Source organism: Gemmatimonadota bacterium, from assembly GCA_021295815.1.
In the GTDB taxonomy this organism is placed as follows: Bacteria; Gemmatimonadota; Gemmatimonadetes; order Longimicrobiales; family Gaopeijiaceae; genus JAGWBQ01.
Genome location: JAGWBQ010000031.1, coordinates 3,150 through 15,533 on the forward strand (window position 1 = coordinate 3,150; position 12,384 = coordinate 15,533).

At 64.7% G+C, this 12,384-nt stretch carries 9 protein-coding genes and 1 tRNA gene; 3 read left to right on the forward strand and 7 right to left on the reverse strand.

The annotated features are described in order from the left end of the window. Positions 1 to 228: 228 nt before the first annotated feature. Complete coding sequence (locus J4G12_10205; protein ID MCE2456163.1) at positions 229 to 534, forward strand: hypothetical protein; 306 nt, start codon at positions 229 to 231, stop codon at positions 532 to 534. A 72-nt stretch (positions 535 to 606) separates the two neighbouring features. On the opposite strand, the gene J4G12_10210 is transcribed toward J4G12_10205, so the two are convergent. The 5 genes from J4G12_10210 to J4G12_10230 all read right to left on the reverse strand — a co-directional run bounded on the left by J4G12_10210 (position 607) and on the right by J4G12_10230 (position 8,011). Further along, on the reverse strand, positions 607 to 1,305 hold the full coding sequence (locus J4G12_10210; GenBank protein ID MCE2456164.1) for a hypothetical protein: 699 nt from the start codon (positions 1,303 to 1,305) through the stop codon (positions 607 to 609). A gap of 543 nt (positions 1,306 to 1,848) precedes the next feature. Continuing rightward, positions 1,849 to 1,922 (reverse strand) — tRNA-Ile (locus J4G12_10215). Positions 1,923 to 2,043: 121 nt separating this feature from the next. Beyond that, complete coding sequence (locus J4G12_10220; GenBank protein MCE2456165.1) at positions 2,044 to 4,287, reverse strand: TonB-dependent receptor; 2,244 nt, start codon at positions 4,285 to 4,287, stop codon at positions 2,044 to 2,046. Positions 4,288 to 4,314: 27 nt separating this feature from the next. Next, the gene (locus tag J4G12_10225; protein MCE2456166.1) at positions 4,315 to 4,782 is read right to left on the reverse strand and encodes a hypothetical protein; all 468 of its coding nucleotides are present in this window, start codon (positions 4,780 to 4,782) and stop codon (positions 4,315 to 4,317) included. Positions 4,783 to 5,224: 442 nt separating this feature from the next. Then, positions 5,225 to 8,011: a hypothetical protein gene (locus tag J4G12_10230; GenBank protein ID MCE2456167.1), complete on the reverse strand. Its 2,787-nt coding sequence runs from the start codon at positions 8,009 to 8,011 to the stop codon at positions 5,225 to 5,227. A 203-nt stretch (positions 8,012 to 8,214) separates the two neighbouring features. On the opposite strand from J4G12_10230, the gene J4G12_10235 reads away from it, so the two are divergent. Both J4G12_10235 and J4G12_10240 read left to right on the forward strand, forming a co-directional pair. Continuing rightward, entirely contained in the window at positions 8,215 to 9,384 is a 1,170-nt protein-coding gene (locus J4G12_10235) for a serine hydrolase (protein MCE2456168.1), read from the forward strand. Between the two features lie 111 nt (positions 9,385 to 9,495). Then, on the forward strand, positions 9,496 to 10,746 hold the full coding sequence (locus J4G12_10240; protein MCE2456169.1) for a hypothetical protein: 1,251 nt from the start codon (positions 9,496 to 9,498) through the stop codon (positions 10,744 to 10,746). 15 nt (positions 10,747 to 10,761) lie between these two features. On the opposite strand, the gene J4G12_10245 is transcribed toward J4G12_10240, so the two are convergent. Continuing rightward, complete coding sequence (locus tag J4G12_10245) at positions 10,762 to 11,448, reverse strand: hypothetical protein (protein ID MCE2456170.1); 687 nt, start codon at positions 11,446 to 11,448, stop codon at positions 10,762 to 10,764. Positions 11,449 to 11,513: 65 nt separating this feature from the next. After that, the gene (locus J4G12_10250) at positions 11,514 to 12,245 is read right to left on the reverse strand and encodes an ATP-binding cassette domain-containing protein (GenBank protein ID MCE2456171.1); all 732 of its coding nucleotides are present in this window, start codon (positions 12,243 to 12,245) and stop codon (positions 11,514 to 11,516) included. Between the last annotated feature and the right edge of the window lie 139 nt (positions 12,246 to 12,384).

Sequence of the window (12,384 nt, forward strand, 5' to 3'; positions counted from 1 at the left end):
CGGCCGCCCTAGAACTGGCCGCGCTGGGCGCTACCGTGCGGCTCATGAGCGGAGATGATGGATCAGGTTGGCCGCCCGACGGCGGACCAGGCGGTCGCGTCGGCCAGCGGTGACCCCCGGACCATGTTAGGTTGAAGCTGAGTCTAAATCCAGGCCAGCTCTCTCTGCATTGTGGCTTGGCTGGGGGCTCGCTTTCGCCGGGACGATGTCATGAGACGGTCACCAGCCATGGCATCTATGCTTGTGCTGGTGGGCTTGGTCTGCTGGGCCGTCGCGTGTGGCGGCGGGGCAACCGATGCCGCCTTCAACTGGTCGACGAGCGATATGTCGGTGGCTAGCGTGGACGATGCGGGCCTGGTCGCGCTCTACGAGGCGACGGACGGCCCCAACTGGGCCAAGAAAGACAACTGGCTGACGGACGCACCGCTCGGGGATTGGTTCGGCGTGCGTACCGCGAGTCGGGGCGCGTCGTCTGTTTGGCTCTCGGTGGCCAATGGGACAGTGAGAAGATCGAACGGATACGTCACGGGCTGAACAGTCCGATTCCGGCCGAACTCGGGAACTTGTTTCAACCTGGAGGCGCCTCCCCCTCAGCCTATTGAGAGACTAGCCTTTGGGGCCCGTGCCGACAATCCGGAACCGATGGATTGCCTCACGATCGAGCGCGTCGCGCACAACACCCAGGACCCAGTCCGGCCCCCACCGCTTGACATCGAGGCCCGATGGGAGTTCGATCGTGGTGACGATCCCGTTCGGATCCACAGTGATCCACGCCTGCGGAGAGGCCGCGCCCAGCTTGAATTCACCGACGGCTACACCGCCGTCCGTCATGCCTAGGACCATGCCCAAGCTCGGTGTCGTCGTATGCCGGGCAATCTCACGCTGGGCCTGCTTCAGGTCCTCCAGGGTGGGATCCTGAACAGCGTATCGATACCTTTCGGTGAGGAATTCCTCAAGCAGCTGGTCGGTGACCGCTGCAGGACTTGCGGAAGACCGGACAAGGATGCTCAGCTCGCCTTCAGCCGAGAATCGCCGCAACTCCCATTGGTCGTCGTCGGCTATCCAGACGCCGTCGGGTGTGGGCGCGATGTGAAGGCGCCTACCGAACGGAGGCTGGGTTACTTGAAGGAGCCCATCCTCCTCGAAAAGAGCAAGCTCCTCGCCGGGCCACGTTCCCAGAAGGTGGACGCCGGCCCCCGCCAGACGAATCGTCGCAATCTCGACCGATGGGCGTACGGTACCTTTCACCGGCGCGGGCTGCGCGAAGGAAGCCGCGACCGCCCAGCCGTCGGCGAGTAGACCCATGGGTCTCGGTGGAATGGTGCGCGACGTTTGGTCCACGGCGCTCGTGGTCGCCGAAGTGCGGACGTACCGGCCCGCCGCATCGAAGACGGTGACGCGCCGCAAGCCACGGTCTCCCGCCGCCAGGGAGTCGGGGGGTGAACTCTCCTGGGCCGTCCCCGAACCCACCCCATGTGTCGATGTGCTGTCCGGCACCGTCGAACACGAGGATCTCGTTTCCGCTCCCGTTGACCACTGCGACGCGGCCGCCTGACAGCACCTCCACGTCCCGGACATCAAAGAAGCTGGTGGCCCTGTTGTCCTCACCACTCCGAATGACAAGATCGGGTTCGGCAGCCAGGACGCGATGTTCCACCACGTCCAGCGGCACGGGCCCGAGGTCAATGATCCGCACGCCGGCGCTGTCATCGATCTGGACCTGGGTGTCGTGTGTGCGACCGGTGTCTCCCCCGCAAGCGACGAGGGTTCCCAACAGCATCAGCGAGGTCTGACATCTGCTTCGCATTTCTCCTCCACCTGATCGCATGGACTGGCGCAAGTACCAAATGGGCCTGGGTAGATTCGAACTACCGACCTCACGCTTATCAGGCGTGCGCTCTAACCGACTGAGCTACAGGCCCGCCCGAACTGTTCCTTGTAGGTGAAGCTCAGAAGGGGCCGAAAAATAGACCCACTTCGTTCGGCGTACAAGCCCCCCGGCAGGACACCCGCGGTCCTGTCCCCTCACCGGATCGTCCCGGGTCAGAACACCAACCTGTATAGGGCGCGCAGATTTCTTCCGGGACCCGGGAAGAGGTGCTTGATTCGGGAGAGATGGTTGCGATACTCGGTGTCGCCCACGTTCTCCAGGCTAAGGCTCACGAGATGCAGCCGACCGCCGAACGAGACACGGAGACCGCCCTCCAGATCGAAGAGAGAATATCCGTCGGTGGGCGTCTCGAAACTGCCCAGGTTACGCTGTTGCGCGACGAATTCCGCCGATGCTCCCAGGAACCACGCGCCAGCTTCAAGATCGAGCCGTGTCCGAAGTTGAGTGGGCGGCATCAGTGGCAGCGGCTCGGAGTCTTCGGTCAGTGTACCGAGAACCTGATTCGCCACGGCCCCGAATTCCAGCCACTCGACGGGATGGACTTCGAGAGACATCTCGAACCCTTGCAGCTGGACGTCCTCCCCTACGAACTGGAACACCGGAAGCTGAACCGGGCTCACTCGGTCCGCGTCTCTGGAATAGATGTAGCTGTCAAAGCGCGTCCGGAAAACGACCATGTCGAGGTGAACCCACTCGTTCTCCCAACCGACATACGCGTCGTACCCTGTGCCCGCTTCCGCTTCGAGATCCGGGTTGCCCACCTCGAAGATGTAGGCCGCCAGGTGCGGACCCTCGGCGAAGAGTTCGATCGCGTGGGGCAGCCGCGTCACTCTCGCCGCCGTCACGCCCATGGAAGCGCCGGCTGTCAGATCGACCGCCGCACCGAGGGATCCGGAGAGTGCGCCGTAAGAGCGGGTGCGGACATGACCGATGGGCGAATCGGGGTCGTCGGTGGCGGGTCGCATCCGTCCCAGACCGACTCGGGCGCTCGCTTCGAGCTCCAGCGGACCCATTTCGACAGACTCGTAGACGAACGCCGCCGCCGTGGTGCGCAGAGTGTTCGGTGTCCGAAGCGTTCCGGCGAACCCGAGGTCCTCCAGACCCAGGTGGAATCCGAGGGCGCCGGAGCTGAATATGCCCTTGCGGTCGTGGCGCGCCAGCAAATCGAGACCGCCCACGCGGCTCTCGTGGAAGGTACCGACGATTCCGGAACTCTCGAACTCCTTCAGCCTCGACCACGAGTAGGAAAGGTCGAGCTGGATCGACCTGAAGCCCACCCTGTCGTTCCATATGGCACGCCCACTGGTAGCGTCGCGCCTCATCTCGATGTCGACGCCGTCGACGTGACCGCTCACGGGATCCGGAGGAATGCCGTAGCTGTGTCGGAAATGGCGGTGCGAGGCTCCGAAGGAACTGGCGTCTCCGAAGAGAGCTCCGCCCGCCGTGAACCCGTAGCTCTCCGTCAGAGAGTTGCCTACTTCGCCAAGGGGCGTCTTCAGGTTGCCCGCCGTGCTCCCGTGCCCTTCCAAGGAGAGAGCGGCTCCCCCCATCGGGAAGACGACATGGCCGGCCGCTCCTCTCGACCCGGTCACCGTCCGGCCTCTGAGCGTCATCGACCCGATCAAGCCTGACACCGGGGCGGCCGGAATCGAGTTGCTCACGACGTTGATGACGCCGCCCAAGGCGTTGGGGCCGAAGAGAAGGGCGCTCGGCCCACGTACGATCTCGATCCGACCGGCGGAAACCGGATCTACCGCTATGCCGTGGTCGGGCCCGGTGGCCGCGAAATCGCTAACGCGAACGCCGTCCTCGAGGACGAGGATCCTGTCGCCCGTGAGACCGCGGATCACCGGCGCCTCGGTAGCCGGTCCCATGCTGACCACGTTGACACCGGGCTCGGACGCGACCGTGGACGCGAGCGATTCGTCGAGATTCTGAACCAGCTCGTCCCCGCTGAGAACGGTCGCAGGCCGGTGAGTCTCGCCTTCGGCACGGATGACCACGGCCGCGAGCCCGATCGCCTCCTGCGTCAAATGGACCTCGACAGGGGCCGAGCCCGTCCCCGGCTGCACGCGGACCGGGATCTCCCGTGGGGCGTAGCCGATGCTCTCGACCCGCAGCGTGTAGTTCCCCGGTGCGAGGTCGGGCAGCGAGAAGGCTCCGCGACTGTCGGTCAGAACGCCGGTGACCACTTCTCCGGCGGAATCGATCACCGAGACGGCGATATTGGGAAGAGTCCTGACCGGAGCCTCTTCGGATCGCTCGTCAAGCTCGAGCACCACGCCGGAGAGCGCGGCCACGGTGATCGGCGCCCGTGCCTCCTGCCCGGAGAGCGAGCAAGGCCAGACGCCGATCAGAACCGCCAGCAGCGACCGTAACGGGACTCCGTCGGTCACGGTCGAACGCATGTGTTGCGGTTCAGGTCAGTTCTGGTGCTCTTCTACGTGCACGTCGATCGGCGTCGTCACCAGATCCGGGTGGCCGGAGCCAACCTCTCCGTGCATGAGCCTGATCGTCCACGCGGTCTCGCCCTCCTGCAGGGCGTTCACGGCGCCGGTGAAGCCGCCAGGTGTGGAGGGCTCCCAGGAGGTGATCGAAACATCGTCGATCACGATGTCGAGATAGGCTTCGTCGTCCTGAATCACGTCGCCATCCTCGGCCAGGAAGTCCACGGTCACGCCGGAGAGCGTGCCGACCTCGACGTCGAGGTGATCGTCCCAGGAGTTGTTGTCGACCGAGTAGGTGGCGAGCGTGGTACCGCCCTGCACGATCTTCACCTCGTGCGGATCGTGGTGCTCTTCGGGCTCGGTCGGGCCGTCGCTGCAGACAGCGACGGTGAATGCCCCGCAAATGACGAGTGCGAGACGGGGTAAGATTCGGGTATGCCGCATTGTTCGTTCCTCAAATTCATCGATGGTGTGGTCGGACGGTGTCGTCCGATACGGAAAAAGGGCCGGGTACAGCGTTTGGAACAGGGGGTGGAGCCCTAGGTCCGGAACCACCGATAGGAAACGAAGGAAGACGATGCCGTTCGTCGGGAAGTGCTGGAGCGTCTCCGCAGGAATGCTCGAGACCGTCGCGCCCGGTCGTCGAGCGTCGCGCGTCGCCCGCCGGACCGGTTATCGCTCGGCAGAGCTGACACAGTGGCTGATCGTGATAATGCCCGCCGCAGTCGGACGGACGTTCGGACTCGATGTGGAGCTCGGTCGACGAATGCGCTTCGCGCATGGCGTCCGCGATGGGGACGCCAATCAACGCCGCCTGCGCGGCCGTCACCACACAGGAGAGGACGGTGCGGACCCGCCATTCGAACACCGGAATCATGACTGGCCGCTAACCCGTTCCTAACCTCGAGGTTCCCCGGCTCATTCCACCGGAGCGCCCGGGAACGCGTGCGGCTCCCTCCTCCTCGTCCTCCTCGTCTTCCTCTTCCGGCGCCACCCAGAACGTCGAGTTGTCCGGGGCTTGGCGAGCCACCGGTCCCGAGTAGAGGGCGGCGTTGAACAGCACCTTGAAAGTGCCGAAAGGCTGACCTCGCCACTGCGGCCTCATGCCGAGCAGGACGACCCGTCCTTCGCCCAGCTCGGCCTCGACCGCCGCCGCGAAGCCGTGGACCTTGTCCTCGCCGAGGAAGTAGCCCGAAAGCAGAGGCGTGCCGTCGTCGTCGTACTTGGCGAATACGCGGCCTTCGAAACCTTTCTCGGTGGTGAAGACCGGGCTGTTTCCGACAGTGAACGGCGCCCGCTCGGTCATGCCGCTCATGACCGGATGGGAGGGGTCGACGATCAGCTCGACGATCGCGCCTCCGGCGAAATATTCGGCTCGCGGCACCTCGGCCACTACGTCGCGCACCGGAAGGTGGAGTTCGGCGATGGCGAAGTTGCTGGAGCGGTTGATCGTTACTAGTGTTCCGCCACCTCGGACAAAGGCCTCGAGCTCGCGCACGCCCTCGGCCCCGATCCCGCCCTCGTACCTAGGGGGCACCGAACCCTTGGCGAAGCCGTTGACGATCTGGTTGCCGCCCATGTCCGCGAGGATGATGACGTCGTAGCGGGAACCCAGATCACCGGCGCGCACGTCGGCGTTGCGAAGCGAGGTGTGATCGATGCCGAAAACGTCGAAGATCCAGCGCGTCCAGCCTTCGTCCATGCTGGCGTTCCAAGGACGATAGAGCCCGATGCGCGGCTGCGCGACCGCCCCGCCCTGGCCGCCGCCGAGCCGGGCCTGGAGCGCGAAGTCGGCGACGAGCTCCGAACGGGCGTTTCCGGATAGCCCGGCAACCACCCACGAACCGCTCGATCCTCCGCGTCCGTCCTCGCCGGCCTCCCCGGGTTGGAATCTTACGGAGCCGCCCAGACGCCAGGCTTTGGCAAGGGCCCGATAGGAGTTGTTCTGTGCGGGATCGAGTATGAGGGCCGCTCCGTTTCCGTTCGCCCGGCCCTGAGGCGGCACTATCGCCCTCGCTACCTCATGGCTGTCGAAACCGACCCCGGGCGGGGTGTCCCAGCTGCGCGCGTCCTCCTCGCCTTGCCAGGAGAGCGGCTCCGCGCGCACGGGGTCGAGCGCGGAACGGAGCTCGTCGGAGAGCGGCGTTCTCGATTCCACCACGCGGACGCCGAACTGGTAGGGGAGAGTCCAGCCCGAAACGTCGTAAGGCTGTTCCGGCGGACCTTGCGGATATTCGCGCAGATCGGGATAGTCCTGCACCGCGAAGAGCTGCCCGACGAAGTTGGCGTTCGGCTGGTCCATGGGGATGACCCAGGTGCCCGCCGGGTGTGTGAGGCCGTCGTGCTCGGTCGCCGCCTCCAGCCGCGACACCTCGATGCCGTTGAAGGCCAGTCGTCTGAGCATCTCCACGGCAGCGACCGGATCGCGCTGGTCCTCGGGGATGAAGAAGGCGAAGGGCGGCGCCTCCCGGTGCGCTTTCACAACGTCGCGCGCAGCCTGATAACGGTTGTGGAGCAGGTCGAATTTGAACTTCGCCGCTACGTCGAGAACCGAAAACGACGCCGTGAGCATATAATCCACCGCGTCGCCGACCCGCCACCATCCTCCCGGCCACGGACTGGCGTAGAGCGAACGCGGGCGAAGCTCGCTCTCCCGCGCCGGGAAGTCGCCGATCGTGTAGAACTGCGGCGTCGCGTAGCGGTAAAGAGCGGTCTCGGTCAGGAACGAGGCCACGTTGTGGAAGTTGTTGGCGTGGTCCATGAAGCCCGGATACCAGTTGTCGAAGCCGGTTCCCATGTGAACCGCGCCCACCTGCCCTCTCTCTTCCAAGGCCTGCGACATGGCCATCCCGATGAGGTTGACGGTGCGCCACATGAGCGGGTGCACCTTCGGCGAGATAGGCTCGGCGAAAGGCGGGATCCAGATGCGCGTGGGAAAGGGCGAGCTTTGATGGTGGTTGTAGAGGATCTGCGGCTCCCATTCCCTCGTCACCCTGGTCACGACCCGCGACTCGATCTGATTGATCATGTAGCCGTCGCGGTTGTTGTCGTGGCCGATGTACTTCTGATAGAGGAAGGGAGCCGACGCCACCTCGAAGGGCGTACCCACGTTGCTCTCGTACCAGTGGGCGATCATGGTCTGGCCGTCGGGGTTGACGCTGAACCAGAGCAGGAGGATGACCTCGTCGAGAATGGCGGCCACCTCGGGGTCGGAGTCGCCGGTCACCAGTTCGTAGGCGAGCTGGATGGTATGCTCCGCGTGAGCCACTTCGGTCGAGTGCAGTCCGCCGTCGATGTGAACGATGGCCTTGCCTTCGGCGGCCAGCTCCCTCGCCTCGACGTCGGTCATGCCGTCGGGATCCGCAAGACGAAGCGCGATCTCCCGGTAGCGGTCGAGCCGGGCCAGATTCTCGGCCGAAGAGATCACCGCCATGTGCCACGGTCTGCCGAAGCTCGTTCGCCCCACCTCGTGGAGCAGCACCCGGTCCGAGGCCGCAGCCAGGGCCTCGAAATACTCGAGCGCATCCTCGTACGTGGTCAGCTCGAAGTCCGCTCCGACCTCGTGGCCGAGCACGGACGCGGGCGTGGGAATTGTCTGCGCATTTCCGGCGAAGGGGAGGAAGGCGAAGACGAACGCGATGAGCGGGGGGCTTGGACGCCGGAATGAAAGCATGGGATGGCTGCAGCGGTGAGCGGTCGCGGGCCGGCGGGAACAAGGAGGCACGCGGCACCGACTGGATGGATCAAACCTGCGGGTCGTGACCTCCCTTATGAAAGATAACCCGCTCGGCGACAGGTGACCCGGCAGCCGGTCGACCTGCCGAATCCCGGTTAAGCGTTTGCCGGACCTGGCGCGACTGCGTTAGGTTGATTCCGATGAAATCCCTCGCATGCGCCCTTCTTCTAGCGCTCGCAAGCTGCGGAGTGAACGCCACCCAGTCGGGCCCGGGATGGCCGGGCGAGGCGTGGCCGGTCTCCACGCCCGAGGCCGAAGGCGTGAACGCAGCCGCGATCGACTCTCTCATCGCCGACATCGATGCTGGGCGATACGGCTACATCGACAGCTTTCTGCTCATCCGCAACGGGCGGGTCATCGCGGACCGTTCCTGGGATCGGAGCGACGATTACGCCCGGATTCTGGCCGAGGCCGACGACACCGCCCTGCACCAGTACAACTACGATCATCCGACCTGGCATCCGTTTTACCGGGGCACGCGGCTCCACTCGCTCCAGTCGGTGACCAAGAGCGTGATGTCGATCGCGTTCGGCATAGCGGTGGACGAAGGGCGCATCCCAGGTCCGGACGCTCCCGTGTGGCCGTACTTCGAAGACTACGGAGTCGACCTCTCCGATTCGTTGCGCGCCGAGACGACCATCGAGGACTTTCTCACTATGAGAAGCGGGATCGAATGGGCCCGTCCAGGACAGGGGTACGCCGACGGAAGCCATCCGACCATCGAGATGGAGATGAGCGACCGCTGGATCGAGTACGTCCTCTCCAAGCCGGTCACGACCGAGCCCGGCACTGACTTCGACTACAATGACGGAGTGAGCGTGCTTCTGGGCAAGATCGTGCGTGAAACCACCGGACAGAGACTCGACCATTGGACCGACGAGCGCCTCTTCACCCCCATCGGCATCGACGAGTTCTATTGGAAAGAGACGCCCACCGGCGAGACCGACAGCGAGGGCGGTCTCTACCTGACCACCCACGACCTGGCCCGCGTGGCCTACCTCATGCTGCGCGGCGGCGAGTGGGATGGCAGACGGATCGTGTCGCGGGAGTGGGTCGAGGCCTCCACGGCTCCGGCGATTCCCGATCTCGTTCCGAACAACGACCGACCCGACACCGGCTACGGCTATCAGTGGTGGGTTCCCTACTCGGCCACGAAGATCTTCGCCGGCAACGGCTACGGCGGGCAGTTCGTTCACATCGTCCCCGAGTACGACCTGATCTCGGTCTTCAACGGCTGGACCATCCGCGACGCCACGGAGATGTCGAGCTGGACCGCGCTCCAGGAACGAATTCTCCCGGCGGTGCGGTAGGGCGGGACGGGCTACCGTTTCGTGATACGAGGAACAAAGCACGCGTCTATGCGACTAATATCGGCTGCGGACATTGATTCATACCTCGTCAGGAGCGACACGATGGTGAGCATGGCTTTGTCGAAACCACCCGGGAGATCCGTCCACGCCGCCGGAGCTTACCTGTGCGGCGTCTGGATCCTCGCGGCCTGCGGCGATGCCGGGGACCACCGCGCACCGGCGCCGCTGGGCATGGACTCTGCGGGTGTCGAGGTCGTAACCAATCCGGCCATCGACGCTGTTTACGCCGACGTCGTCCCGGAGCCGATCCTCTCCATCGGCACCTTCGACGGCGCCGAGCCTGAAATCTTCGGACGAATCGTTTCGGTCGCTCTCGACGGTTCGGGCAACTTGATCGTCGCCGACCAGCAGGCGGCCGAGATCCGAACCTTCGACGCCCAAGGCGAACACCTGCGCTCATTCGGAAGAACCGGAGATGGACCAGGCGAATTCCAAGCTCTCCTGGGAGCGTGGCCCACCGCGGAGGGCGCCATCGTCGCGACAGACGCTCGCGGCCGTATCGTCCGCTTCGACTCTACGGGTGCGCTGCTGACGGCGGCGACTCTGATCGCCCCGAACGGAGCTGCGACCAGGCCGGTCCGTCCGGCGGGACCCGACCTCGTCCTCGGCAGGGCGCGATCCGCCCTACCTTCTCCCGAATCCGGTCAGAACTTGGAGGAACTGCTCGAATCCCTCTCCAATCCGGTCGAGCAACTGGTTCGACACGACCTGTCTGGGGCCCTGATCGACACGGTCGCGACCGTTTTCGGACAGGCTGTCCAGGCTTCAAGCTCCGGCGAATCCATTGAGATCATGCGAGTGCCGCTTTCGGCCAGGTCCGCAGCGACCGCATCTTCGACAGGTCGCGTCGCGGTGACCCGTGGCCAGTCCTACGAGATCTCGCTTTTCGATCCCGACGGGAACCTCGAGCGGATTGTGCGCATGGCCGACGCGCCGCCAGTTCTGACCGACGCGCACCTCGGGTCCTGGGTGCGGAACTTGCCCGGAGGTTGGGAGAGCTCGGACGAGGCGCAGATCGAGGCTGTGGTGAGCGAGTTCAGGAATAGCATGGCCGTGCCCGAGAGACTCCCCGCCTGGAGTTCGCTGCTGTTCGCGGACGGCGGAGAACTTTGGGCGCAACGCTACGCGACTCCTGCCGCCGAGACGATCCGCTGGGACGTTTTCGGAGCGGACGGCGGATTTCTCGGGCGCGTCATGGTCCCGGCCAGCATTCGGATTCAGCACGTCGGCAACGGACGGCTTACCGTCGTCTCCAGCGACGACCTCGGTGTGGAGCGGGTGGAGGTGTACGAGCTGAGCTGAATGGGTCGGGAGGCGCTATGGCGCCTGAGCCTTGGCAAGCCGGCCGCCGCGAAGCGAGCGGCGGATTCCGACGACACCCACCGCGAGCCAGAGGATGGCGAACCAGGCGATCCGCGCCAATGACACCCAAGGTTCCAGCGCGCCTTCGCCTGCCACCATGTAGTCGATGTCCTTGAGGGCGGAGAGTGGGAAGGACAAGGCCCGCAGCACGGGAGTCCAGCCCCCAAAAGGACCATTGGGTGTCAGGAAATCGCGCTCGATGTAACCGGTGACGTACACGGCGAGCATCGCTATCGCCGTGCCGTGGTTCAACCATGCCGTAAGGCCGAAGCCCACAACGGTCAGGCATGCGGCGAGAAGGAGCAGACTCGGCAGTTCAATGAGCCGGTCCGAAAGCGACGGATCGAAAAAGATCAGGAACAATCCCAGTTCGATCAGCGCGGCGAGAATGATGAAGATCGCCCCGCCAACGAGGGCTTCGCCGAGGCGAGTCAAGTAGAACGCCACCGGATCGGTAGTTCGCTGAAACCAAAGCTGGATCACCCCGCCCCGGAAGTCCTCGGATATCAGCCCCCCCGCGATGATGATCGGGACTCCGACAGCCAGTACGAAAATGCTGGAATCCAGCCGAGTGAACTCGGACTCGGGCGTCGTGGCCGCCAACAAGGCGGCTAGCGTCGCCGTAACGAGGGTCAAGATCACCAAGGAAGTTGATTTGGCGTGTAGACGCAGCCACACGCGCCTCGGAAACCCCACCATGCGCGCCTTCATGGCGACTCCGCAATCACCATTGCCTCCAAGGCCCCGGCGGCATCCGCAGCCCCAGGCGCCAACGGGCCCGCCCGTAGTTTGCCGCCGTCCAGAACAAAGACATCCGTGGCCAGTCTCCCCACCTCCGCGAGATCGTGGCTGGTCAGCACAACGGTTGCGCTCCGAGCGGCCAGGGATTCGATTTCGCTTCGCATCGCCACTCGCGAGGGCGGGTCGAGCCCCGAGAACGGCTCATCCAATAACACCACGGCAGGTTCCCCGATCAGCGCGAAAGCCAGAGTCAGCCGTTGCCGATACCCCTTCGAGCAACGGTTGGCTCGCTTCGACAGGATCTGGTCGTCGAGGCGGCCCCGAGCGACAGCGGTGGCGAACGCCTTCCGGCGACCCTCCGGCGGCGCAGCGAGATCGACACCGAACCCCAGCACATCCGCTACCGTCCACGAGGGCGGATAGGTTACGAACTCCGGCACGAATCCGATTTGTCGTGCGTCAACAGCGGCTCCGGGGGCACCACCCCCTATTCGTACTCGCCCGCAGTCGATTGGATGTAACCCTACCAGAGCCCGGAAGAGCGTAGTCTTTCCCTTCCCGTTCTTGCCGACAATGGCGGCGATCGCCCCGGGAGACACCTCAAGGTCCAGCCCGTCGAGGACAGCGTGGCTCCGGAAACGGCGTCGATACGAGACCCGAATACCGTCAGCGAGGACTGCGGCTTCTGAATGGAGCACCGGTCACTCCCTAATAGCGTCTGGTTCTAGTGCATATACCTCGATCAGAGTTTCGTCGTAGGTGCCCTTCGCCTGGACGAGTACCCGGTCCTCCGAAATATCCAGCACGTGCAGGCGCACGGGCATCGTGATCCGCTTC